The following is a 25,540-nucleotide window of genomic DNA, read 5'->3' on the forward strand; positions in this document are numbered from 1 at the left end:
TTACACAATGTAAATTTATTTTATCCTGACATTATTGTACTTACAAGCTACATTCTTTGCCGCGGTGTAAACTATCATGCATTCAATTCTTTTTTTGTTGTTTATCTCGAAGTAATAAGACGCAATGCCTGGAATTTGTAGTTTATTGTTTTGGACATCGTAGACTTAAATTACACTGTGTTGTATAATTAACATCATATAAAATAGATGATATGGGTAGACTCATAATTACAAGCAACACATAGCGATCAAAATCGTGAAATTGTAGCTTCTATATGAATAAGGAAGGGAGAAGCAAAGGATGGATAATACAACAGCTCGCACGGACCCCCGCATACTTCGCACACGCCAGTTGCTTAAGGATTCTTTTATTGATTTGCTTCAGGAAGTGGATATAGAGAAAATAACGGTAAATCGCCTCGCCCAGCGGGCCACCATCAACCGCGTAACCTTTTATCTTCATTATCGGGACATTCCGGATATGCTGGAAAAAATGGCAGACGAAATGAATGAAGAGATTTATAGGGTATTGAAAAAAACGCCGGAAAATCCGAATTCCGTGGAAGAAGAAGAGCTGACGATGCTGGTTAATTTGCTCGAGCATATTGCAGAACATGCGAAATTTTACAAAGTTATTCTTGCCAAACAGACCCCCATCTTTACGGATCGTCTGTTGAAGCTTCTGACAGAATTGATTACTGCAAAAATAGAGAGAATGGATGGTGACTCCTACTATTTATCGGCCGGTTTTCAAAAAGACATCGCCATTTGGTACGGCTCTTCGGCCTTGATTGGTACAATCGTGGCTTGGCTTCGAAACGACTTGCCGTATACGCCACTCTTTCTTGCTAAGCAATTTTTTTTGCTTCACAAACTTGATACTTGTTGCAGGACCCCAGGTTGATTATAAACAAGACGCATATTGTATGTTTTAATACATCGAATTCCCTTTTATTGTGAACGCCAACCGTGCGCTGCAGGAGTTTTTTCCGATGAGATAGCGCTGGCCTGCTTTGACGATGGGAGCGCAAATTAGCCGAGTAGCCGCGAGGAAATGATCCTGCATCTACTCGGCTTTTATTATGCTACTCCGCTGTTGGCCAACCATCTCCTCAATCCGAAATAATTACTTTCTTGCTTTTCTCCAAACAAAGAACGTCGCCGTTCCTATTACAGCAATTCCAATCATTATAACCCAGATATATGGATGTAACCTGTAAAGTTCACCTTCAAGATTAACTTGTTCCGTTGGAATTTTGCCTTCACCTAATACAGCTAAATCCTCTTGCGCTTGACCTAATACATTCGTCCGGTCGCAGATTATTGTTATAAGTAACTCTTTGTCTCCGTACATGGTAGATGGGTGGGCATAAACTAAGTATTCCTTACTTTTTTCAAAATGAAATCCACAGTCTCCTCCACCGCTTCCCGTGTGAATAATGATTTGAGATTCATTTCCACCTTTCCATATATGGCTCACTTCGAATAGTACAGCTCTCGTTACGCTTCCATTCAAATATCTTTGCTCCTTTACTTCAAGGACACGACCTGCAAAAACTTCTTGCGACCGACTGAACTGCGCTACGACATCTTGGGGGCGAGCACATGAACAAGCATGAACCGTCGAAGGAACGAAGCTCGTCATGATACTTAAAAATAGAACAGTCATCAAAATCAAATTTGTAATCTTTCTCACTACAATCCCCCTCTCTAACTATGACATCGTAAACAAATTACGTAATTTTATAACGATCCATATTTACCAAATGTTGCAAGCCATGTCTTACTATTCTTCCCAGTGGACTCGGGTCTATTGGAATGCCCTTTTTTTCCTGAGGAGTTATGCGAATAATCCAAGCTATACAAAAATGGCAAGACCATACGCCTTTTAAGCCTAAATTTTCTGAATGATTGCGGTTTCAGGGTAATATATAATGATATACAATTGAATGAACAATTTCTTACGGTAATAACATTTGTTTACACCGCAGCCGGTTGGGAAACTCATTCAATTTATAAATCAATATAAAAAATAATTTTATGGAGGTAAGCGTATGAAGCGTATGTTTACAAAAAGAATGGGAACGATGAACAATTCCTTGATACCCGGAAAGCGTTTTATCCTTTTTGTTGCCTTACTCCTTTGCCTAACGATGATGATACCCATCACAGCCAGTGCAGCATATTACAACACCTACACCGACGTCGCAACGCTCAACAATGCAAATAGTGCTTACGCCGCACAGGGATTTGCCGTCGGATCTAGCTACGTCTATTCCGTAAAAGTCAACAGTGACAATACCACGGCAGTCATTTACCGTACCAAAATGAGTGACGGAACCACTACGCTCATGACAAACGGTGATAACGGAACTACTTACGCTACCTACCTCGGCCATGCCAACGATGTGGTGCTGAGCACAATCAACGAAGAATTTTATATGTTCGTAGTCACCATGAACGCCGGCAGTATGAGTCTCGTGAAACTGAAGTATGTAGGAACGACATATTACAAAGTTGGTAACTACACCATCAAATACAATGGTGCAGACAAAGCGATGTCGGGTGTGAAAATTACCAGCAAAGACGCTACCAACATAAACTTTCTCTTCAAATCCGGTCGAACTTTGTACAGGGGCACACTCCCGCTGACCGCAAACAGCGGGACAATTAATGTAACCTACGGCTTTTACCTGAATATTGAAGATGCACTGGTCAACGGCAGTACCATATCTAATATCACCTCATATGCATTCCAGGGTTTCGGTTATTATAACAATACAATATATGTTCCAATGACATATCAAAACGTCAGCATTGTACTTGTTTATCGTAATATATCTACTGCCTCGGGTACCATAGCTGCAGATAATAATTTGTCATTCCGCATTACGTCCTCTGCATACCCTGACCTTTTTGAGATCGAAGGCGTCGGAATCGCCAATGGGGATAAACTCTGGTTCAACACCAATCGAAGAACAGCACCGGGTGATACCGCTCATGACGGAGTGCACTATTTCAACGATTACAGCGCTTCCTAAATAATATTATAGGCTACAGGCAGTCACCGGGGCTCGTTTGTACCCATTATTATCAAGAACGTGACTAAACATAAATACGGCGGGTCTTAAGACTTGAAACAAAGTCTTAAGACCTTATTTGATGATGCGATATCTAAGATGGGTTGTCCCATGGGATTCTACGATCCTAATAGTTTCAAGCTGGATACATTCGGATCCGATATGATCAAACAACCGAATCCCCTCCGTAAGCAGTACGGGGGCAATATGCAGTTGGATCTCGTCAAGGAGAGACGTTTTAAGGCATTGTTGGGCTACTGCCGCGCCACCCAGCACATATACGTCTTTATCGAACATCTCATTCAGGACTTCGCTTTTCTTAATCCGGAACGGTCGAACACAAAAGAGGAGCTGCCGTCAAGCGTGCTCCTCCATTATGTTTCTTCCTTGGTACCGGTACGAGTATCGTCTTTGATTTCCGTTGATGAGGTGCGTCTGTGCCTAGGAATTCGTGTCTTTACTATCCGAAACTTTAGCCTGCATATGTTCTAGTTGGGCTTTGTAAAGCTCTTCTTTTGCTTCCTGTACGTCTTGCTCTCGATTAACATTACTATGTGCTGCTTCATTCAGCGTGTGGAGTGCATGATTCAGAGAATTTTGGGCTTGTGTCCTCTTGCTCTGCTCTTGATGGTTCGATTGTTGGTCAGTCATTAAGTATGCCTCCTTCATGTTTTACAGCAAAGTTAATATGGTCAGAATGTACATATGTAATTCATATTTTTTGGCAATTAGGCAAAATTATTTATTAAGAGTAGCCCATCTTCATCTTTATGTATTCAACGTATTTAGTTGGTGTTTTGACCAATTACTCGCCAATAACGACAATTTCGGAAAGCCCCGTCTCGTTGGTCAGCGCCTTTTCGATCACCACTTTGATGGATTTGACCTTTCGTTCCGCAAGATTGACTATCGCGGCGGCACCGGGTTCGGTAGGAAACTCGATATCTTTGATCTCCGTACCGTCATCCAAAATGATCTTTCCGGTTTGGAGCGCTCGTAAGCCGCTAGCGCTCTCATAGATCAATACGCTCTTGACGACTCGCTGAGTCGGCCAGGTCAGCTGCGCCCAAGCTCCGGCCGTCTCGTTGTTGGCCACCCAATCGTACTTATCAAAACGTCGGTACAGTCCGATTTCGCCATCGTTCAAAGCTTTCTCGGTAAAGCCTTGTTTGGTCGAGCTTACGGAAACCTTAGCGTCCCCTGCAATATTTTTCCACTTGCCGGTCGTGCCGGAGGGGCGCATTTGCCCTGTAATGGTCGGACCATTCACGTAAATCGAGCCGTCACTGCGGAACCCGATCCGATCAATATTGAGCTGGCGGTCACCACCGCCCTTCTTCACATCAATGTGCGTGTGATACATGATCCACCATTCCTTGCCGTCCGGGGACGGAATGATGGAGTGATGTCCTGGCCCCGATACTTTGGTGTGTTCGGCACTCATAATCGGATTGTCCTTATATTTGACGAACGGGCCGGTCGGACTTTTGGACGTGGCATAACCCACCGAATAATTACGGTTGCAATAGCAGTTGGCCGAAAACATCAAATAATAGGTGCCGTCATGCTTCAGAACGAAGGCGCCCTCGTTCCATCGATTGTTGCCGCTCTGCATCTCCCAGGACTGCTCCGGCTTCGCCACCGTGATCGGCCCACTTTTTATCGAGCTCATGTCCTCGTTCAATTCGACAACATTAATGCTGCTGACTTTTTTGTCGCCTTCCGGTAAAAGGTTGTTGGAGTAATACATGTATATTTTGCCGTTATCATCAATCAGAACATAGGGGTCAATGGTGCTGTATTCATAATTCAAGAGCGGCTCCTTCAGCATATCTTTGAAAGGACCCTTCGGCGAATCCGCAACTGCGACGTTGATATGCAGTTTTCCTTCGCCTTTCCCCGCTGAATAAAACATGTAAAACTTCCCTTTGTATTCCAAGACTTGCGGCGCCCAGAAATTTTTGTCTCCAAAGGTATCTGCCGCCTTCAATACTTGTCCTTCATCCTTCCACTGCACGAGATCACTGCTGGAATTGCCTCTAAAGCCGCCGCCGCCTGTCGGATAAGCATAATACTTCCCATCGCTGGCTCGAAACACGCCGGGATCGGCTCCGCGCTTGATAACCGGATTCGTGTAAAACAAATTTTTCGGCAGCTCACTCGGGCTTTTCAACTGCGCAGGTGCTGATGCTTGCTGGGCGGGCGGTGCAGCGGCCCCTTGGCTGCTAGGACCGTTGGTTTGACCCGTTGAAGTACAGCCTGCAAGCAAAAGGACAACCATTGCGGCAATATGCTGCGTTCTCCATTTCATTCAATATGTATCCCCTTTCAAAGTAGCCGGATCCAACCGGATGTCCTTTAACGGCAGGATGGCTCATTACGGTCACTAGGTGTCTGTGCCCAACTTCAAGTCACTATAAGCTGACATGGCATTGCCGCAACAAGCCGTCAGTTCGCCTAAGCTTGAACGCCCGCCATCCTTACAGGCAGATTTGTTGGCCGCACGCATGAATCAGAATGCCGGATGCATCGCCATAGAGCACATCGGCTTTCACTTCATACGTTCCTCTTTCAGTCTTCCATTGCGTGAACGTTCCCCACGCTTTCCCCGTACTCCAGAAAGTCGTGAAATGCTCTTTATTGATCACCGGATCGAACTTCAGCTCCTTCCGTACCATATCGAACTGAAAGCCGCCAAGAGCGTTCAGCAGCCCCCAGCTCGCAAGAGATCGCGCATAATGGTGCCCGCATTCCACCTCGTTCCACGGGTTACGATGCACACCGTCATACCTGTCCCGGACCGCCTTAACGACGGTCAGCCCTTCTTCGACGAACCCTTCGTAGATCAAGTGGACGGCCACCTGATACTCAATCCCGGTCCATACCTCGTCGGAATAAACGAATGGCAGCCGCGGTCGTCCTCCATTAGGCCATGAGCACAAGACGAGTCCTTTCTCGTCGTTGATTGCATAAACGCGCTGACAGTTGATATGATGACGAAAATCCGTCTTAAAGTTGTTGGCATATACCGAGCGAATGGCGCTTTTTACGTGCTGCTCCGGAAGCAAATAGCCGAGGCCGTATAGGTGCGCAAGCTGCTGTGCCAGGACCTGGTCGGACAAGCAGCCTAGGCCATGCTGGTATTTGTACCGGTTGACGTCGTCAAGCCGCTGAACGTAGAATTGTCCGTTCCACAGGATGTCGTCGGCTCTCGCGGAGCTTTTTTCGAAGGCGTCCCGGTAATTGCGCGCCTCGGATTCTTCGCCCAAATAACGCGCGATCTCTTCGCCTGCCCGCAGCGCGCCGAGAAACATGAAGGAGGCCAGCGGATTCGGCCCGTAAAATTCGATGTCATACGTGTTATGCTGCACGCCGTCGAGAACCAAGTCGCCGTCCGTATCCCAGTGACGGAAAGCATAATCTAGCGCCTTCTTCACACCGGGCCATACTTCTCTAAGAAACACGTCGTCTCCGGTCAGCTTCCACTCGCGGTATACCCTCATAATGGCACCCAGCTGCCCGTCGGAGGCGGCCATCTTTTGCCATGCGCAGTCAAACATCTTGCGTACGCGAAAATTCAGCTTCCCGTCTTCCTCCACTTCCTCCAGAAACTCGGTCCGCCGCATGCTCTGCTCCAGGGTCGGGAACAGGAAAGCGAGCGTTTGAGCATAGTTCCATACATGATTGCAGTTGCCGTCACAGCTGCCCTCCGTATCCCCGCTGCCCTCAAATGCCAAAAAGCGCCCGTCCATCAGCCAAAAGCAGGTTGTGCTTCGCAGCACCGTAATGTTGGAGGACAGCGCATCGAGCACGACAGCCGGCAGCGAGCTTGCAAACAGCGCGTCGCGAAATGCGTAGGTATCTTTCTCGAGCCGGGGCAGTTGGTCAACGAGATAGGCGGCGACCTCCCAGGAGCTGTTGAACCGGTTGGCATAATGATTTTTCGTCAGTTCCTTGCCTTCCCTTCGGTCGCGGATCCCCTCGTTCCAGCCGTTGATGCGATTCGGGAAAAACCAGGTTAGAATAAAACGAATCTCCTTCGTTTCTCCCGGCTCCAACGATTCACGCACGCCCAGCGTACCCGTATCGGTTTGCTTCGGTCCGGCGGGCTGATCGTAACCGAGATCGTTCAGAAGACCGTCTTCCGCGAAGTCATCCCAGAATTCCTGGAGAAAATCGTACCAAGGTCCCCGAAGCCATGCCCGTTTGTACGTAACCTGCGAATTCGTAGTGACGATTGACATGTTACCATCATGAAGCGCATTCGCTGGAACCTGTTCGGAATGGAAATAAAGTCCGGAGAACGCTTCCTCCTGCTTGAATGTATTCGTATTGCCTATAGCCGCCGAAGGTATTTGGTAACCTTCGGGAGAATATGTCGTTCCGCCTACCGGGTTAACGAAAGATCCGGCGATCGTCAAGTCGACTCTTCGTTTGCTAATATTAGTAACGCGGTAAGTAAAAACCGCTCCGGGAATGCCGGAATCCTCGGGGTTGAGCGGAATAAACGGTGTGTAAGCTTCGAGCTCGACCTTCACCGGTAAATCGGTATCTTCAAAATCCACTTTGGCAACCGGATATTCACCATGAAGCACCGAATGATCCATCCGTGGGAGACCGTAGCCCGTGATTGGGTGGTACCCGGTGCCGCGGGTAAATGGAGGGTTCAACCGTGATTCCAGCACTTTGGCAACCGGCTCGCTCCCCTCCTGCTTTGCCCAAATCGCAAAATAGGAATTGGGCAGCAATCGTCCCTTCCCCGGGCGGTTGAAAAATTCCCAGTCTCGTAGCTCCCCCCGGCTGCCGAGAGAAATATTCCCTGTACCGATTCCCCCAAGGAGAAATGCAGCTTCCTTCGCCTCTCGTGGAAATGTCCTCGGTTTCCATGGTTCGAACAATTCATCCCGTGAATAAGTCATATTTCCGTTCGCCTCCCGTTATTTTTTTGAATTAATGAAGCTGAACTGCATAAATGATAAGTTGGCGAATCGGAGCAGTTTCCATTTGTTGGATTATTTTTAGATTCAAAATTATAGTATCATCGTGATGTTTTGTTGACAATACAAAATCGCGACACGACAAATTTATTTGAAATTGGTTCTGCCGATCGAGCATGGCATCGGACAGCAGTCCGACCGTCATTCAAGCCCCGGCTTTATTCGAGTATATTTGTGTCGTGCTTTGATGGATTAATTACATTTGCTTCGTGTCCATACGACCTAATTGTGCTTAATCACAATCGTTAAAATGCGTGAACGTCAAATCACCCCCACCTAGCAATCGATGGGGGCAGAGTATGATGAGAACCAAAATGAAGTCAAGCGGCAATTCATAAACAAACATTAACAGATAGGGTAGATGTTATTTTTACGACTAGTTTATTGATTCTTTATTGCTTCATCAATTCCGCAATCTTCTTGTCCGCTGCTTCTTGCGTTTCTCTGAGTACTGTGTTGATGTCCTTTTTGTTGAGAGCCAATTCCGCCCGCATGTTGCGAATCAGCGCTTGTACCTCTTTATCATATAGGTTTGGAGTCGGCGTCGGAGTAGACGGGTATTTGAATATGGCCGCTGTATTTTTGCTTTTCAGCATAGGGTTCTCCGAACCGAATGCTTTTTCGATTTCAGGATCATTCAATACCGGAATTCGGGAAAACTTACTCATAAGCATCTGCGACTCTCGAGAGGCAAGCAATTCAATGACTTGCATTGCTTGTTCCTTATGTTTGCTGCCTTTCGTAATGATCAGCATATTCGTCAGGGCATGGCGCCCCTTCCCTTTTTTATCCTCGAAGGTTGGATTGGTCGCCATATCCCAGTTCGGAGCGCCACCCTTCTCCTCAGCTTCGATAAGTTGACTGAGTATTTTCGAAACCCAATCCGCTTCCATAGCCAATCTTTTTTCCTTCATAAACGTACCCTCTGCATAGGCATACGACTTCCCTGTAACAACACCGGGTATGTTATAATTCGCTTGGAACAATTCCAAAATCTTTCTATACATCGGTATATCCACGAGCGCTTTATTTGTCTTCGGATCGACGAACGGCTGCGTATACGGACTGATGATATGGTCAGGGAAGCGCGGATCCCAGCCGATATATTGGACCCCGTCCTGCAACCTTGTCACTTTACGGGCCAATTCAAGCACATCGCTCCAGAGCATGTCATCCTTCGGATAAGGAACGCCGAACTTATCAAAAATATCTTTGTTATAGAATAAAGCTCCCGTATTTCTGCCAATCGGAATGCCCTGCAATTCTTTCCCCTTTGGATCCAGATTTCGGACGGCTTGGACCGTTTCCGGGATAAACTTGCTGAGGTCAAGCTTGAATTTTGCAACTAAATCCGTTATATCTGCAGGAAGATCCAGAGCCGTGAGCGGCATATGCCAGTCATTGTCTGAAAAAATTAGATCGGGCATTTCTCCGGCGACAATCAGCTTTTCCAGATTCCCTTCCATTTTTTCCAGCGTAATGTGCGGATATTTCTTTTTAAGCGGATCGACTATGAACATCTTATACTCCACATCCGTAAGGCTCACATTGGCAAAAAACTTTAAAGTGACCGGATCCGTAGATACTTTAAATTCGGATTCCGCTCCCTTCAATGTATCGCCTGAAGCTGGCTTGCCGGATGTACAGCCTGATATTGCAATTGCAGCGATAAGCAACGGTAGTGTGATTCTTTTCAACGGATTGGTCATTTGGACTCTCCTCTTTGACGATTGTGATAAGGCTTTCATATTTGTTCGCTTCTTGTTCGAAAAACTTCTACCACCCCCTTGGAACAAGCTCGCCTCAACCTCGCGTTCGTGACCAGTACGCCCCCTTTGCCCTTTGAACATCCGATTGTTCCCAAGTCATGAAACATTGGTTGCGCTTTCAAAACCTCGCTCTTTTATACGGCTATCCTGAAGGAACCTTTTTCGTAAGGAAAACGCACATGCTCCAAAGCGGGTTCTCACGGTCTCTCCGGTTGTATATAAAAAACCTTATCCGTGTAAACATACCCAGCCACACAAAATGGAAGGATATGATTACGGATAAGGTTTTTCTCCAGGACTCAAGCCTACGCCGTATATTCATATGATTACACTAACTATAGAACTTCAGTAAAAAATTGTCAACCCCAAATCAGCAACACGAAGCTGATCTATGTCTCTGACTTAAAGGTCTTGCCTAACTCCTGATCCAGGCCAAAGTAGTGGCGAAAGCTGTAAATCAGCGGGTTCCACGCGGCTGGATTGACATGCTGCTCACCCAGCACAATCGCTTCATGAGCATGGACTTTTTGCACCTCTACCTCGATGATGGCAAATCCTTCCGACTCGTGGAGGTTGACGACTTTTGCCTCGATTTGCAAAGGGCACTCTTCCACTCGCTGCGGTTGTACGACATCTGAAGCAAGCGGTGTGAAACCACCGGTTGAAAATTTGTCGTGTTCAAACCGGTACAGCTTCCGTTTGTAGTCTGGCACCGGATTGGCCCCAGTCAACCTGGCCAATTTTTCTACCTGCCCCCAATGCTGGGCATCTGGCAGATTGACGACGCATTCCCCACAGCGAAGCAAATTGACTAACCCCTTCCCGCCCCCGCTAAGCCCGAGAACGATGCGATTCCCTAGCGCCCAGGCAGATGACATCGGTGTAAGGTTTGTCGTCCCATCCTCATTCAATGTTGAGAGCAATACGACCGGAGTGCCAAAGTACAATGTTTTGGGCTGAATGACCTGAATTGCTGTTTTCGTTTTCGTTTGTTTATTCATTTTAATCACCTCAACGAGCATTATAGCCGGACAAACATTCGCTCTTCATCGAATAATGAATGCTGCGCGTTGCTGAGGTGATCTGCTTGTCATAGTCTCAGGCCAAACTCGTCAGCTAAGCCATTCAAACCAGCGTCCGTTACGCGTACTGCTCGCCCGCCGGGAATACGCGTAATCCATTCGAGTTCAAACAATCTGTTGGTAATCGCGGCACCAAGACCACCGGCGATGTGGTGCCTCCTCTCACTCCAATCCAGACATTGCCTGGCGAAATGGCGCCGCCCCATTTGCACGGTATCTACATCGATGCCGAAGTGCTTAAAACGATCATAACCCTGTTTGCTAACGACATAGTCTCGGCCGGATCGTTCGATCATTCCCAATGCAAGCAGCCGATCCGTAAGCCTTACACCCACTTCTCCCGCGATGTGGTCGTAGCAAGTACGGGCATACCGTAACACTTTTGACTGGTCGTATTCCTTGAGTGACCGAATCGGCTTTTGCGTTGCGATGGCATTGAGCGCTTCAAGTGCGTATGCGACTTCGGGTCCGGCCAACCGATAATAGCGGTGTCGGCCGCTCATCTCCACGACGAGAAGGCCACCCTCGACCATTTTTGCCAGATGCGAACTTGCCGTCTGTGGCGTTATATGCGCGGCACGCGCCAGCTCGCTTGCCGGAAGAGCCTTTCCGCCTAATAATTCCAGCAGCATCGTCACGCGCGAAGGATCGCCGACGAGTGCTGCCACTTCTACGATATTCGGTTTTGACACCATCTTGTCCCCTCCTGTACCGTGTGCTCATCTGTTGAATATCGTACCACAATTATGATTCGATGGCGGCCGAAGTTTCATGTAAATGTCTTCTTCCTTAGCGCGTGAAACACAACAGAGCAGGACGCCGCGACGCCTGCTCCAATTGAAGTCATTTCACTATCGTACCTGTTTCTCTTCATGAATTCAGTGTCCGTTTTTCCCGGGATTGCCTATTTACTGTCCGCTTGTAATCATCCTGGCGATTTCCTGATTTGCTTTTTCATTAGCCGCCCGCAGAGCCGAGTTAATATCGGTTCCCTTCAGCACTTCATTTACAGCGTTATCCAGTCCGGTATTAGCGGGACCGTTATACTTCGTAAACGGCGGCACTGCTGAGGCCTGCGTTTTGAATATACTTTGTATATTTCTCCCTACGGCTACCTTTACGTCAGCAGCAAAGTCTTTCTGCAACGCCGGATCCTTAAACGCGGTCATTCTTCCCAGACGGGTGCGCTTCACCTGCTCCTCGCGAGACGATACTGTCTCCATGACCTGGAATACCTGCTCGGGATGCTTGCTGGTGGACGAGAGCATAAGCAGTGTAACGTCCATGCGCCTTCTTAAGCCGGGCGCTTCTGAGAATGTCGGGTAAGAAGCCATGTCCCAATTGATCATGGATCCTTGTTTCTCAAGTTCTTCCAATTCGGCCATCAAACCGCCGTTTATCGCAGCCATCGCGACCTTGCCGGCCTTAAAATCGGCTGCCTCCTGGGTGGCTCCCTTGCAGGCATTGCCTGGAATTTGATGAATCGCGGTAAACTTGTCAATCAGCATTTTCCATTTATCCGTTTCCAGAATGGCCTTGTTCGTCTTCGGATCAACGACTGGCAGCGAGAGCAGCGTGTTAAATTGGTTAAATGCACCCGGACAAAGGGTAGTAACTTCTCCCGAGGATTTGGCCGAGATTTGCTTGGCAAGTGCGATAGCATCGTCCCAAGTCATATTGTCCTTCGGGTAAGCAATCCCATAACGATCGAAAATATCCCGGTTGTACCACAAGGCAGAGTAGTTATCCAAGAACGGGATCGCATACAGCTCCCCATGATCTGAATACACCTTGAACTGATCGATGATCCGGGGATTAAAATCATCTATGTTAAAATTCTTCTTTTTGATCATCGGATTCAAATCGACAGGCAAATTCAAAGATTTGTAAAAATCGATCGAACCGATACCGGTGAATATGAAATCGGGAAATTCACCCGCTGTTACCATTTCCGTAGCTTTGGCATTTGAGCCTCTGACCAGTTCGAGCGTAATATTGGGGTATTTTTTCTTGACGGGTTCGACGAAAAAGCTGTTGAAGTGTTCATCCGTAATGGCGGTCGACGATTGGAACATTCGAATCGTCACCGGCTCCGTGCTAACGGCGCTAGCCTCAGCGCTTGCCCCTCCTTGCTGCTCAACAATTTTGGAGGCGCTTTCATTTTTACTGCAGCCGCTCAGCACAATCATCACAATCAGGGAAAGCATGAAGCACAACTTCCCATAAACTTTTATCTTCATCTGTAACAATACCTCCCTTAGAAAGATAGCGATTGTCCTCTTTACGACTCCTCCATCGACTTACGATATGAATATAATCAATGACTTTTCTTTTAACAATCACATAATATTCCTATTATATAACAATATTCATTTTACCGATGTACGGTGAAAATAAAGCTAAGTCTGACCCCAGAAATTGACCAGCGACAGCCATGGACGAGAAAATAGTCCTAGACTGCCGCTGTTTCATTCAACTAACCGTATTCAGGAGTGTTGGAAACGAAGATATGTTAAGGTCGCTTCAACAGCTAACTAGGTCGATAACAAAGTCTGAGAATATTACCATCCGGGTCCCATACATCAAATGCTTTTCCACATCCCCCGAGGTCTGCAATCTCACCTAAAATCTCACCGACCTTTACTCCACTCGCAATTAGTTTGTTCCGAACAACCTCTGCTGGTTCCCCTATCTCCAAAATCAAAAAGTGATGTGGTTTCCCATCTCGTGTGAAGCCAAGTCGTTCATTCCCTTCTGTTTGCCAAAGCATGATTTTAATACCTTCTGTCGGATACATAAATACTTCTCTACTATCTTCCCATATGGAAGGAGGGTTTTTCGAAAGATTGATATAGAAACCTAGTTGACCCGCATAAAACTCGATTGCTCGTTGCATATTGGTCACTGGAATTTCAACTATCAATAATTTTTTTATGATTGCTGTCTCTCTATTGGTCGGAAACGCTTCCAAAAAATTAATTTGATCGGACATATCCCATTCCCTCCGCCATTTTCCAATTGATAAACATAATCTCTCTATAAAATGGCATTTTTTAGGCGAAGAGTCAAGATAAATTAAAAGATTAGGAAGTACCGTTATGGCAGTACTTTTCTTTCTTCTTCATCAGTTACAGCATATAGCCCTTCTGCTTCAAATGACCGAATCGACTGCAAATCATTTGGATATTCATAGGTAGACATCCAATACGCAAGAGTTGAATGCTTTTCGGAGGTTGGCGGATTATCGTTTTCGATAGGAGAAGAAATTTTAGTCAGCTCAATTGCAATCTGGTACACTCCTTCTTTCATCTCAAGGGATTCATGAACGGATTCCAATAAACTAAGTAACGAATATGAACCTCGTGCATTCAATGACCATGCATGCAACAAGCCATTTGGATATTTGTGCTTATTCGTGCGATGCGCCATTTTCAAGAGTTTCTCCGATAATATACTATAATTTTCAGATAATCCCGAATCTTGATGTTGAGCGAATCTCGGCATCTTGGTATTATACGAGTGCGCCTTTTTCCTTCGATGGATTACCGGTAACTTCAACCCCCAATTTTTGATATATCTATAGTATGTGGCTTTGCTAATCCCCCACCGATTACACAATTCTTTTAAGGAATAGCATGAGAGTAAATATACCAATATATCGCTTTTCTCCTCATTCGATAATGCTTTTATCACATCAATATCTGGAAACATGATCTCCCCCCTCACATCCAAACGTACAATTGCTTTCATTTTAGTTCAAACTAATCAATAAATGTATCAACCCGGTTGTTGAAATATTGCACTGTATTGTTATAATTATTGGAACAATAATAATGCATGAAGGAATGAGACGATTGCCGTTCTCTGACGATTTATTACAAAACAGGCAGTTCCGTTATAAATACAGACATTTAACCAAAGAAGCCTTTAAAGATACTTACCACTATCATAGAGGAATAGAAATATTGTTTGTTCATCAAGGAAATGGTCAATTGGTTTTAAATAACAGGATGTACCCCTTGAACTCAGGGTGCATTATTTTTATCCAACCGTTCCAGCTTCACCGAGTCCATTTTGAAGTCAGCGATGAATGTCCTTATGAGCGTTCCGTACTGATCTTCGAACCTCTATCTTTCGTTCCCTATTTGAAATTGTTTTCACGAATTCATCGTTTTTTTGAACATATGTGGAAAGACGATCTTAATAATCAGGTATTCCGCATGAATCATGATAAAGACTTCATCATAGCCATACTTGAACGACTCTATAAGGAGTTCCCTGGTCGGGCTGGAAACGATAATGTTGAAGATGCTGCTCCTTTGCTCATCCATATTTTGGATTACCTGCACTCTCTGAATGAAGACAGTTATTCTCTAGGAATGCCTCGCAAGGAAAGTCATGTTGAAAAAGTTTTGCAATGGGTCGAAGAACATTACCCCGAGCCATTTAACTTAGACGTATTAGCAGAGGAACTTCATCTTTCCAAGCATCATATCTCTCATCTTTTTCGAAAGAAAACCGGAAGCAGCATTACCGACTATTTAATTGCTCGAAGGATCAGGCAAGCTTGTTGGCTGTTAGAGACCGAAACGATATCGTTAGAACAAATTGGGTCGCTTGTCGGAATACCCAATTATTCGTACTTCTGCCGTATATTCAAAAAGAACACGGGACTTACACCAAATCAGTACCGTAATAACCGTCATTTTCAATAAAAACATATCCAACTATCCAAAATGCATCATAAATATCCATATTCATTGCGGATGGTGTCAACTTCGCTGGTACAACCTCTTGTAGGTGCGGTGATGCAGGTCAAACACGGATGGATTCGTAAGGTACTAACGCACGAAAAGGCTCTCCACTCCTATTAGCATAGGGTACTGGAGAGCTTGTCGTTTACTTGGATGCTTCTATGCAAGCAATGGCGCCAACGCCAATCTTTCTTACTAAGGATCCTTCAGCAGCCGCGCCGCCACACAGTTCTCTCCCGCAAAAATACTTCCGCCTTGAAGTACCGTTTCGCGAATGATCTGAATAACCTCTTCACGGCGTGTTCGTACAACCTCAAGCCACTCCATGGGGAGTTGTTCCGCCGAGTCGCTGTATTTCGCCCCCCACTCTGCCATTTCCAGCAAAATAGGGATCATGTCAAGACCCATCTCCGATAAATCATAAATGTCTTTTCGCTTATCGGATGGATGCGCTTTTTTTATTAGAATTCCGTGTTGTGTCAGCTTGGCTAAGTGATCAGCCAATATATTTCGCGCAATGCCTTCTTCTGAGCCAACAAATTCACCATACGTTTTTTTTGCAAAAATACACAATATCCCGAAGAATGAGTAGCGTCCAGGAATCTCCAAATACCTCAATGGACAAGTTGATCGGACAATAGGAACGGCGTGGGTGTAATTTGGTCATGATGATCTCAGCACACTCCTTCTCCTTTGCAATACCCGTTTAATGATCCCCTTGGTTCGTATAATCCACTTTGTACTGCACAAGGACGTTCTCAGAGCCTTCGAACTTACGTGTATCGAAATGACGGAGCGTGAGCTTCGGATCATTATAGGCGATCGGTTCGATGAATATGGGAGTCCCGCCGCCGATAACCACATTGACGATCATCAAGTGAAGTTCGTCGATCAAGCCATGCGCCAACAAATCATTCCAAAGGATGCGACTGCCAAACATGACAATGTCTTTACCTGGTTTGCGCTTGAGCGCGGCGATTTCGTCATAGACACGGTTGCCGCCGATGATCGTTGTGGTATCGCGCCACGGGGCCGAATCCTCAAGTGTGAGATCGTTCGATACGGCTTCCTTTCTACCAAGTTGTTTAGGCGTGAGAACTCGCGATTCGTTGGCGAAGCATCGGGATGACTGGCTCCTTTGTATTTCAGTTTTAATTTGCAACTAATATGAGTGTAAAATATATTTCCTACATTGTAAATTCATTCCTTTTGCCGCAAACCCTTTGTATGATTACCGACCTACGGGGAATGAGATCTTGTTCTTGTCATCTGACAACAATTGACTCCTATACGAAAAGCCTGGGGCTGAGCCCCAGGCTTTTCAATAAAATAAAAAATCCCCATTTTACGGGGATATTGATGCACCTAAGTTTGAGTCGTGCGACAATTGAATGCTTACTATTCTAAGAAATCTACATTGTGATAAACTCGTTGAACATCTTCCAGATCTTCAAGGGTATCAATCAGTTTCTCGAATTTTGTCAGCTCTTCCGGTGAAAGAGTCACGTAATTTTGTGCAAGCATGGTTAGCTCTGCCACGGTAAATTCCGTAATGCCCGCCTGTTTAAGCACGGTTTGTACGGCATGAAACTGGTCCGGTTCGGCATAGATAATAATGGAATCGTCTTCTTCTGTGACATCTCGAACGTACACATCCGCTTCCATTAATAACTCCAATATTTCGTCGGATGTTTTTTCTTCTACTCCGATAACTGCCGTCGGACTGAACATATAAGAGACAGAACCATTGACGCCCACGCTTCCGCCGTTTTTATTAAAAGCCGAACGCACGTCTGCTACTGTTCGGTTGACATTATTCGTCAGAGTGTCAACGATGATCATGGAACCGCTCGGTCCGAATCCTTCATAGCGGAGTTCCGAATAACTCTCTTCCGAATTTCCTCTAGCCTTTTCGATCGCACGGTCGATGATTGCTTTCGGTACATTGTATGTCTTGGCTCGCTCAAGCAAAAACTTTAAAGCTTGATTAGATTCCGGATCGGGTTCCCCCTTCTTCGCCGCTACATAAATCTCGATTCCGAACTTAGCAAAGACCCGACTTGTGTTGGCGTCCTTTGATGCTTTTTTCTCTTTAATATTATTCCACTTACGTCCCATGCTGTACCTACTTTCTTTCTTATGCTTTATTCCTATACAAGTTTATCACATTTTGAAAGGAGTGAAATACGAAATTCTCGGGCAGAATGGTTAGCCCCACCGCTAGAACCATAGCCTTCCGGCAATGACGGGAATAAGGGAGCCTCTGGCCCCCCTTTGGAATATTAATGCATCGGATTCATCGCCGCACGGTTGACAATGACGCGGCGGATAAAGAACGCCGTGGCCAGACCGATCATCGTCACGATCATCGCAAACAAGAACACATTTTGCGAACCAAGCGTCATCGCTTTGGCCATCTCGGTCATTTCGTTCGGTGCAGGGGAGTCGTGGAGATACTTCTCCATACCGTTTGTAAGAATGCTTATCGCGATCGCTGTGCCGATCGCGCCGGCAACCTGCTGCAGCGTATTCATGACCGCTGTGCCGTGTGGATAAAGCTCCGGCGGCAACTGGTTCAAGCCGTTCGTCTGCGCCGGCATCCACACCATGGAGATGCCGACCATTAGGCCGATATGCAAAGCGACGATGAAAGCGATCGAAGACGCCGGCGTAATCCCGGAGAAGAACCATAGCATTGCCGCGACGATAACGAGGCCAGGAATGACGAGCCACTTCGGCCCGTACTTGTCGAACAAACGGCCCATTTGCGGTGATAGAATGCCGTTCAATGCGCTGCCGGGCAGCAGCATGAGCCCGGCGGCGAACGCTGACAATCTCATGCCTTTTTGCAGATACATCGGAAGAATAATCATGCTCGATAAGATAATCATCATACATGAAAGTATCATAAGCAGCCCCACGATGAACATCGGGTACTTGAAGACGCGCAAGTTCATCATCGGCTCACGCATAAACAGCTGCCGCAGCACAAACACCGCGAGCGCGACCATCCCGATGACGATCGACACGACTACAACGGCGCCAGTCCACCCTTCCGTGCCCTCGCCCGCCTTGCTGAATCCGAACACGACGCCGCCGAAGCCGATCGTAGAGAATGCGACAGACAACGGATCGATCCGCGGTCTTGTGACCTCGGTGACGTTTTCCAAATACTTTAGCCCTACCAACAGTCCAATGACCAAAAACGGCAGCGAGAGCCAGAAAATATAGTGCCATGTAAAATATTCGATCAGAAGACCCGCCACGGTAGGGCCGATCGCCGGAGCGAACATGATGACCAGACCGACAAAGCCCATCGCTGCCCCGCGCTTCTCCGTCGGATAGACGACAAGAATCGTATTGAACATGAGCGGAATCAACAGCCCCATGCCGGCAGCCTGCAGAACGCGAGCGACCATCAGCATCTCGAAATTAAACGCAAGCGCAGCGATCAACGTACCAACAATCGAGCTCACGAGTGAACCGATGAAAAGCTGCCTCGTCGTAAACCATTGAAGCAACAGCCCGGTCATCGGCATCAGAATACCGAGCGTCAACAGGAATCCCGTCGTCAACCACTGCGCGGTTGCGGCGGAAATTCCGAACACCTCCATTAAGTTACTGATTGCAATATTGAGCGCCGTCTCACTGAACATGCCGACGAAGCCGCAGATGAGTAGCGACGCCATGATGGCCCTCGTATTGTATTGCTTCATAATCGCTTCCACTTTCCTCTCCTGAATAATCTCTATTTATACGAGACCCTGTAATAAGTCCACTGTCTGTTACAATAATGTTTACAGTTAAACAAGTCAATACCCAGGACATATTTTTTTGTTAATCAAAGGGATTTAAGGTATGTAAGCGCTGTCGTCACTTGCGCGCTCTATGTGCGCTGCTTACAGGTCAGGAAATGATACCAATTTCATTGCGTAAACGATGGAAAAATTGGGTACGATACTTAATAGCTTCAGCACGAAGGACGTGGACGTTGATGAACGGGTCTTGGAAATCAAACTTATGGAAAACAAAGCATCAAAACAACAACGATCCCTCTATCGAAACTCCGAAGCAACATATTGGAAAAAACATTGCTGAGAACGAGCTAATTTTAAAAGATATATTTCAACATTGCTCTGACGTTCAGCTTCGCGAAATAAATGTCCAAAGCTTTCCCAAGCTGCTGTTGATTTACGTTGACGGAATGATCAATGCTGACATGATCATGTCCAACGTTCTGAGACCACTAATGTACGACGGGCTGCCTCAAGGTCTCGGGACCATCGACAGTGTCGCTCAAATGCTCCATGAGGATCTTTTTTCCATCCTGCAGATCAAGAAGCTATCCGACTTTAAAGAAATAACGGAACACATTTTAAAAGGAAACCTCGCCATACTAGCCGATGGAGATGACATTGCCCTTCTCGCGGATGTCTCCATGTTCGAAACACGAAGCGTAGAGGAATCTTCCGGCGAGATTACTCTTCGGGGTTCCAGAGAAAGCTTTACCGAGCATCTGCGGACGAACACCACATTGCTGCGCAGAATATTGCCGACACCCAAGCTGAAATTGGAAACTATGCAACTCGGAAACTTGACGAAGACCGATATCGTCCTCGCCTATATAGAAGGAATCGTTTCCACTACTGTATTAGACGAAGTCCGGAAGCGTTTAAGCCGAATACAAATCGATGGAATACTGGAATCGGGGTATATTGAAGAATTCATAGAGGAGAATCGTTTTTCTCCTTTTTCCCAACTGGGGAGCACCGAGCGGCCGGACGTGGTTGCCGCCGGAATGCTGGAGGGGAAGTTTGCCATCATGACTAACGGATCTCCATTCGTTCTTGTAGCCCCGATAACGTTTTGGGGCGGATTACAGGCGCCTGACGATTATTACGAACGATTATTGTTTGTAAACTTTAGTCGCTGGATTCGTTATTTGTTTATTTTCTTTTCTGTTATTTTTCCTTCGATCTATGTTGCATTAACCAATTTTCATCCGGAGATGGTGCCTCCAAAACTGATGGTGACCATTGCGGCGCTCCGCGAAATGTCCCCGTTTCCAACCGTGATTGAAGTCTTTATCATGGAGCTGATGTTTGAAGGCTTACGGGAAGCGGGAATCCGCTTGCCGCAACAGATCGGTCCGCTCGTGACCGTCGCCGGGGCACTAGTCATCGGCGAAGCGGCGGTCCGCGCCGGAATCATTTCCGCGCCTATTGTCATTGTCGTATCGGCTGCAGGCATCGCATCGTTTGTCATTCCGAGATATCGAGCGGGCTATCCTTTGCGGATATTAAGATTCCCGTTATTAATGCTTTCCGGAGCATTCGGTTTATTAGGCTTAGCCATCGGGATCATTGTGATCATCATTCACATGGTTCAACTGAATTCATTCGGGACACCATTTCTCGCTCCTGCCGCTCCGTTTAACCCTCGCGGGCTGCAGGACGTGTTAATGCGGTGGCCTCGTAAACCAGCCAAACTTACTGCACCTAATCATAAGGCGGATCGTCCATGAAGAGCGCAGGGAAGCTTTGTATCGTATTGCTTCTGGCGGTATCGGTCTCAACCGGCTGCTGGGATCTTCGGGAACCGAATCAGCTCGCTTTCATAACCGGGGCTGCAATGGATCTCACCCATGACGGTCAATTTGAAATAAGCTCACAAATAGCGATTCCCGCAGCCATCGGTGGCGGACAAGACAATGCCGGCGGCGCTGGAAATAAAAAAAGCTTCAGTGTCGTGACCGCTACCGGAAAGAACTTTATGGATGCGGGACAACACCTGCAGTCACAGCTTTCCCGGCAGTTGTTTTACGGCCATCGCCAAACCATTCTCGTCGGACAACGATTGGCGGAGTATGGGGTCAGCAGCTTTATCGACATGATTATTCGTAATCCTCAATCGGAGATGCGCTCAATGATATATGTCGTTAAGGGCGGAGATGCGAAAGACCTCCTTTCGATCGAACCGATTTTTGACCCTTTTTCAGCAACGGCGCTCGTAAATGAACAAGCCTCGTTAAATTTGATACCGTATTATTACCGGATTTTTTTATCCGATGCTTTGAGTCAAGGAACACAGCCCCTATTGCCGGCGGTCAGCTTAACGGCCTCAAAGAAGTACGTTTATGTTGGATCTGCGATATTAAACAAAGACAATGGCTTAAAATTGGCAGGATTCTTGAATCCCAAAGAATCTTTTTATGCTAATTGGATTACAGGCAAACAAACGGGCTCTATCATCACTTCATTCATTCCGCAAGGAAATGGAACCGTCAGTTTGAGACTGCAATCACTAGGTCGACGTATTCGATTAAAAAAAGTCAATGATCGATTACAGATTGACCTGCGTCTCACTGGAAAAGGAACCATTGTCGAAAACAATGCGAATCTGGATCCGTCTCAGCGAAAAGATCTTCAAATCATACAAGACGAACTCAGTCAATCGACTCAGAAATCGATACAACAGCTCGTCGAGAAAGTACAGAAGCAGTACAAGACCGACATCTTCGGTTTTGGTGAAATTGTTCATCGACAAAATCCTGAACAGTGGAAAACCTTGAAACAAGATTGGGGCGAGACTTTTTCTCAACTTCAAGTTGCGGTGAAAGTAGAACTTCGATGCAAGGATCCGGGCCAAACCAGTTCGCCTATTGTAGGAATGCCATAATCCTGGACCGGGCTGTATATCGTTGTAGAGGAGTGTAAAGAATCATGAAGTTGTCCGGGTCGCAACTATTTTGGATTATTGTAACGACGGAAGTCATTGCGATGATTGGGCTACGAATTTCGCCGGCGATCGTCATATCCAAACAAGATGCGTGGATTTCGATGTTGATTGGGGGAGGCATCGGCGCAGCCTTTACGTATCTCTTTGTTCATTTGAGCACGCTTCATCCCAATCAAACGTTGACTAAATATAGCCAAGCTATGCTGGGCAAATGGTTAGGAAGAATCATTGTGCTGCCGTATCTTGTGGTATGGTATATGTTGTCTGCTGCTTTACTACGATCCTTTGCAGACTTTTTACATCTTATTCTTGTTGACAGTACGCCCCTTTGGATGATCATGGTACTTTTAATTGGCGTCACGATATATATGGTCTATTCTGCAGGGATTATGGGAATCGGCCGTTTTTGCGAAATCATGGGACCGATTATTTTTTTAACATTGATTGTCAGTTTCATACTTAATGTAGGCAATGTGAACTGGCATCATGTATTGCCTGTTTATTTTGATTCCGGATGGTTGAATATTTTAAAAGGTTCGTTTGCTCCTGCTTTTTGGTTCTCGGGCCCATTTACCACATTGGTTATCGTCTCTTTTATGCAAGAGCCGCAAAAAGCGCTTTCAAAGTCTGTGTTAGGTGTAGTGACTACCGCTTTTCTGGTTTTTGCTTCCACTCTTATGGTTCTGTTGATTTTCGGTCCGAATTTATCTGCCAAAATAAGATTTCCTTACTTTATGTATGTACGAACGATCGATATACTGAATTTCATACAGAATGTCGATATATTCATAATGTTTATTTGGATTTTCGGAGTATCCGCCCAATTGTCATTATATTTGTTCATCGCCAGCTACGAATTGACGAATTGGTTTAGCGGGAAAAGCTGGCGGAGAACGATTTGGTTCGGAGCGCCGGCGGTTTATATTTTGGCTCTTTTGATTCCGGACGAGACGACCCTTACATTGTACGACAAACTTTGGTCATCCATGATTTTCCCTGTTTGCGGGGTCGGGATTCCCCTCCTATTATGGATCATTTCCGTATTCAAAAAGAACTCGGTGAAGCAATGATCCTTCGGCTGTGGCGCTAGCGTCCGCATGTTGATTCAAAAAACAAAAAAAGACTCACAACATCGGACTGCGAGTCTTCATTGGATGCAACTTGTTCGTGATCACTATTCTAGCGAAACAACCAAATCCTTACCCTTCTCAAACGTGTCACTGCGTTACTGCTTTTGATCGGACGAGGGATCCGATTTCTGCATCTCTTGTTGAAGCTGCTGCAGCTGATTCGAATTTTGCTCTACCTGCTTTTGGATTTGCTCTAACTTCATAACATTCACGTCTTGTGTCAGCTGCTCCGTTTGCTGCGTCACCTGCTGGGCTTGCTGCGCGGCCTCTTGTATTTTTTTCTCTAATTGTTGTTGCTGATCTTCCTGCGGCATCGTTTCTCAACCTCCTACATTATTTCCTTCTAAGGGTTTACGAAATTATGTTAAATTATACCAAGTGAAAACGAGGCATAGAAAAAATGCTATCCATCTATTTACGAATCTTTTTAACCCCTTCGGTTGCGATTAAACTTCCTATCGTCGCAGCGATCGCACTTGAAGTAGCTCAATGATATGATATGTGTTTCATTTCTTCTTTAAGGTCATATACCGAATCATGCCGTTCTTGCTATCCGCATTAAAAAACACTTGGTACTCTCCTGCCTCGTAATACAGATACCACCCGTTTTCAACATCGTTTACTCCTTCGTCTATTGGCCCGCCGATGATTTTCTTCACATCAACGACTGAATATTTGACGGTATCTCCGCCTACGCGAATGGCGCTGACGCTTTCATCCGGGTTGCCAAAGAAATAATAATAATCAAACCATGAATAATATGGCGTTTGCCAGCTTCCTGTTTTTTGGGGATCTCCCCACTCTTTCACAATATCTTGTTTATTGGAGCCTATTCCAAACTCAATTCCTTTGATTTTGCCTTCTGAAACGTACGAGAAGAAGTCTTTATCCAAAGGCAGTTTTTTACTTAGATTCGTTTGATCAATTGAAATCGTTTTGGTCGTATCTTCGTATTTGACGAGTGCCCCCATGGACTCTGCAACAAAACGAACAGGTACATAAACGTGACCGTTATGATTTAAAACTACATATTCGTTCCCATTCGCTTCTTTTGGGGCCCCGTTAAATAAAAATTTGGCAGGAAACAAAGTTGTTTGGATGATATTCGAGGCGAATACGCCCGTTGTCGCGGTTAAACCAATCCCGAGAATTAACCCTAAAATAATTTTTTTCAAAGCTCACCACGCTCCTTCTACAAAATGACGCATTGTACGAACTTAAAGTTGCAGTTCATGTTGCTCATTCGAGGCAAGACCCGTCTGAACTCGGATCATTTTAGCTGCGTAATGGGAATGTGAAAGTAAGGAATCACCAACATGGCGCTTATAACAAACACCAGCCATGCGAAGAACGGTTTTGAATGATGAAGTCGCAGCGTAGGGAACGTGACAAACCAGAACAACACGGACCACCCCCAATTCCAGCCGTTATGATAAGTTGTGCATTGCAAAATGACGAACACCCCTTCAATTAACGACGTTATAACTGCCCAAATGCTAGTATAAGCTGCTTGCATGAGCCAACGTGACTTATAGGGATAACGTGACAGAAACATAAAGCATATCAGAGGGAATTGTGTAAAATTAATCCAAAGATCATTGAGGGTATGATTGGGGATGAACAGTGCCTTGTGAAAATACCAAAGCCAGTGTTCATAGGTAAGAACGGAAACAACCAAACTTACGCCAATCGTAAACAATATGGTAGGGTAATAATACCTCCAATTTTTCCAATCCTTAACGATAAACAAAGAAGCAAATACTAATAAGAGTGGAAATATGACTGCCGCCCAATACTCACCAATAACCTTTAGCACGAAACACCCTCCAAATTCAGGCAACTATTGAAATAATGGTAAAAGTATGCCCCAAAAAGGGATGTACTGATGCCCTATCGCATGATGTAATCAAGCCGATTTTTAAGATTGGACTTGGTTGGTTTATGAGAGGTCCGGCAAAAAAAAATCATGCCTGAAATCATCGGATTCCAG

At 45.8% G+C, this 25,540-nt stretch carries 24 protein-coding genes; 6 read left to right on the top strand and 18 right to left on the bottom strand.

What is annotated here, in order from left to right; all coding sequences use genetic code 11:
• The first annotated feature begins 301 nt into the window (after positions 1 to 301).
• Positions 302 to 904, top strand: a complete 603-nt coding sequence (locus tag ACFQI7_RS14110; protein ID WP_218097561.1) for a TetR/AcrR family transcriptional regulator — start codon at positions 302 to 304, stop codon at positions 902 to 904.
• A gap of 222 nt (positions 905 to 1,126) precedes the next feature.
• Here ACFQI7_RS14110 and ACFQI7_RS14115 read toward each other — a convergent pair whose 3' ends face one another.
• The gene (locus tag ACFQI7_RS14115) at positions 1,127 to 1,696 is read right to left on the bottom strand and encodes a hypothetical protein (RefSeq protein WP_230414662.1); all 570 of its coding nucleotides are present in this window, start codon (positions 1,694 to 1,696) and stop codon (positions 1,127 to 1,129) included.
• A gap of 358 nt (positions 1,697 to 2,054) precedes the next feature.
• On the opposite strand from ACFQI7_RS14115, the gene ACFQI7_RS14120 reads away from it, so the two are divergent.
• Complete coding sequence (locus tag ACFQI7_RS14120) at positions 2,055 to 3,041, top strand: hypothetical protein (protein WP_218097562.1); 987 nt, start codon at positions 2,055 to 2,057, stop codon at positions 3,039 to 3,041.
• A 114-nt stretch (positions 3,042 to 3,155) separates the two neighbouring features.
• Here ACFQI7_RS14120 and ACFQI7_RS14125 read toward each other — a convergent pair whose 3' ends face one another.
• The 10 genes from ACFQI7_RS14125 to ACFQI7_RS14170 form a co-directional block, all read right to left on the bottom strand.
• Positions 3,156 to 3,377 carry a dihydrofolate reductase family protein gene (locus ACFQI7_RS14125; protein WP_218097563.1) on the bottom strand — a complete coding sequence of 74 codons (222 nt, stop codon included), beginning with the start codon at positions 3,375 to 3,377 and terminating at the stop codon, positions 3,156 to 3,158.
• A 144-nt stretch (positions 3,378 to 3,521) separates the two neighbouring features.
• On the bottom strand, positions 3,522 to 3,731 hold the full coding sequence (locus ACFQI7_RS14130; RefSeq protein WP_218097564.1) for a hypothetical protein: 210 nt from the start codon (positions 3,729 to 3,731) through the stop codon (positions 3,522 to 3,524).
• A gap of 154 nt (positions 3,732 to 3,885) precedes the next feature.
• The gene (locus ACFQI7_RS14135) at positions 3,886 to 5,391 is read right to left on the bottom strand and encodes a glycoside hydrolase family 43 protein (RefSeq protein WP_218097565.1); all 1,506 of its coding nucleotides are present in this window, start codon (positions 5,389 to 5,391) and stop codon (positions 3,886 to 3,888) included.
• Positions 5,392 to 5,560: 169 nt separating this feature from the next.
• Entirely contained in the window at positions 5,561 to 7,999 is a 2,439-nt protein-coding gene (locus ACFQI7_RS14140; protein ID WP_218097566.1) for a GH116 family glycosyl-hydrolase, read from the bottom strand.
• A gap of 470 nt (positions 8,000 to 8,469) precedes the next feature.
• A complete protein-coding gene (locus tag ACFQI7_RS14145; protein ID WP_218097567.1) occupies positions 8,470 to 9,786 on the bottom strand; it encodes an ABC transporter substrate-binding protein in 1,317 nt (438 codons plus the stop codon).
• Positions 9,787 to 10,235: 449 nt separating this feature from the next.
• A complete protein-coding gene (locus tag ACFQI7_RS14150; RefSeq protein WP_218097568.1) occupies positions 10,236 to 10,847 on the bottom strand; it encodes a flavin reductase family protein in 612 nt (203 codons plus the stop codon).
• A gap of 89 nt (positions 10,848 to 10,936) precedes the next feature.
• On the bottom strand, positions 10,937 to 11,623 hold the full coding sequence (locus ACFQI7_RS14155; protein WP_218097569.1) for an ArsR/SmtB family transcription factor: 687 nt from the start codon (positions 11,621 to 11,623) through the stop codon (positions 10,937 to 10,939).
• Positions 11,624 to 11,836: 213 nt separating this feature from the next.
• Positions 11,837 to 13,168 (bottom strand): ABC transporter substrate-binding protein, encoded by a 1,332-nt coding sequence (locus ACFQI7_RS14160; protein ID WP_218097570.1) that lies wholly within the window; start codon positions 13,166 to 13,168, stop codon positions 11,837 to 11,839.
• Between the two features lie 290 nt (positions 13,169 to 13,458).
• Positions 13,459 to 13,920, bottom strand: coding sequence for a VOC family protein (locus ACFQI7_RS14165; protein WP_218097571.1), 462 nt, complete (start codon positions 13,918 to 13,920; stop codon positions 13,459 to 13,461).
• Positions 13,921 to 14,024: 104 nt separating this feature from the next.
• Positions 14,025 to 14,639: a hypothetical protein gene (locus ACFQI7_RS14170; RefSeq protein WP_218097572.1), complete on the bottom strand. Its 615-nt coding sequence runs from the start codon at positions 14,637 to 14,639 to the stop codon at positions 14,025 to 14,027.
• A gap of 122 nt (positions 14,640 to 14,761) precedes the next feature.
• Between ACFQI7_RS14170 and ACFQI7_RS14175 the strand changes: the two genes are divergently transcribed.
• Complete coding sequence (locus ACFQI7_RS14175) at positions 14,762 to 15,643, top strand: AraC family transcriptional regulator (protein WP_218097573.1); 882 nt, start codon at positions 14,762 to 14,764, stop codon at positions 15,641 to 15,643.
• 234 nt (positions 15,644 to 15,877) lie between these two features.
• On the opposite strand, the gene ACFQI7_RS14180 is transcribed toward ACFQI7_RS14175, so the two are convergent.
• From ACFQI7_RS14180 to ACFQI7_RS14195, 4 genes are all read right to left on the bottom strand, one after another.
• Positions 15,878 to 16,291 (bottom strand): winged helix-turn-helix transcriptional regulator, encoded by a 414-nt coding sequence (locus ACFQI7_RS14180; RefSeq protein ID WP_230414663.1) that lies wholly within the window; start codon positions 16,289 to 16,291, stop codon positions 15,878 to 15,880.
• Positions 16,292 to 16,388: 97 nt separating this feature from the next.
• Positions 16,389 to 16,844, bottom strand: a complete 456-nt coding sequence (locus ACFQI7_RS14185; RefSeq protein ID WP_218097574.1) for a dihydrofolate reductase family protein — start codon at positions 16,842 to 16,844, stop codon at positions 16,389 to 16,391.
• A 236-nt stretch (positions 16,845 to 17,080) separates the two neighbouring features.
• Positions 17,081 to 17,800, bottom strand: a complete 720-nt coding sequence (locus ACFQI7_RS14190; protein WP_218097575.1) for a YebC/PmpR family DNA-binding transcriptional regulator — start codon at positions 17,798 to 17,800, stop codon at positions 17,081 to 17,083.
• 164 nt (positions 17,801 to 17,964) lie between these two features.
• Complete coding sequence (locus tag ACFQI7_RS14195; RefSeq protein ID WP_377517132.1) at positions 17,965 to 19,428, bottom strand: DHA2 family efflux MFS transporter permease subunit; 1,464 nt, start codon at positions 19,426 to 19,428, stop codon at positions 17,965 to 17,967.
• A gap of 344 nt (positions 19,429 to 19,772) precedes the next feature.
• On the opposite strand from ACFQI7_RS14195, the gene ACFQI7_RS14200 reads away from it, so the two are divergent.
• From ACFQI7_RS14200 to ACFQI7_RS14210, 3 genes are read left to right on the top strand one after another with little or no spacing between them, the layout of a single operon-like run.
• Positions 19,773 to 21,206 (top strand): spore germination protein, encoded by a 1,434-nt coding sequence (locus ACFQI7_RS14200; protein WP_230414714.1) that lies wholly within the window; start codon positions 19,773 to 19,775, stop codon positions 21,204 to 21,206.
• Positions 21,203 to 22,360 (top strand): Ger(x)C family spore germination protein, encoded by a 1,158-nt coding sequence (locus ACFQI7_RS14205; protein ID WP_218097577.1) that lies wholly within the window; start codon positions 21,203 to 21,205, stop codon positions 22,358 to 22,360. The genes ACFQI7_RS14200 and ACFQI7_RS14205 overlap by 4 nt, the downstream gene beginning before the upstream one ends.
• A 44-nt stretch (positions 22,361 to 22,404) precedes the next feature.
• Positions 22,405 to 23,490, top strand: coding sequence for a GerAB/ArcD/ProY family transporter (locus ACFQI7_RS14210; RefSeq protein WP_218097578.1), 1,086 nt, complete (start codon positions 22,405 to 22,407; stop codon positions 23,488 to 23,490).
• Between the two features lie 155 nt (positions 23,491 to 23,645).
• Here the strand turns inward: ACFQI7_RS14210 and ACFQI7_RS14215 are convergent, their stop codons facing one another.
• From ACFQI7_RS14215 to ACFQI7_RS14225, 3 genes are all read right to left on the bottom strand, one after another.
• A complete protein-coding gene (locus tag ACFQI7_RS14215) occupies positions 23,646 to 23,864 on the bottom strand; it encodes a hypothetical protein (RefSeq protein WP_218097579.1) in 219 nt (72 codons plus the stop codon).
• A 192-nt stretch (positions 23,865 to 24,056) separates the two neighbouring features.
• On the bottom strand, positions 24,057 to 24,725 hold the full coding sequence (locus tag ACFQI7_RS14220; RefSeq protein ID WP_218097580.1) for a DUF4309 domain-containing protein: 669 nt from the start codon (positions 24,723 to 24,725) through the stop codon (positions 24,057 to 24,059).
• A 95-nt stretch (positions 24,726 to 24,820) separates the two neighbouring features.
• The gene (locus tag ACFQI7_RS14225) at positions 24,821 to 25,366 is read right to left on the bottom strand and encodes a CBO0543 family protein (RefSeq protein WP_218097581.1); all 546 of its coding nucleotides are present in this window, start codon (positions 25,364 to 25,366) and stop codon (positions 24,821 to 24,823) included.
• Between the last annotated feature and the right edge of the window lie 174 nt (positions 25,367 to 25,540).

It is taken from the genome of Paenibacillus allorhizosphaerae, from assembly GCF_042659105.1.
In the GTDB taxonomy this organism is placed as follows: Bacteria; Bacillota; Bacilli; order Paenibacillales; family NBRC-103111; genus Paenibacillus_G; species Paenibacillus_G allorhizosphaerae.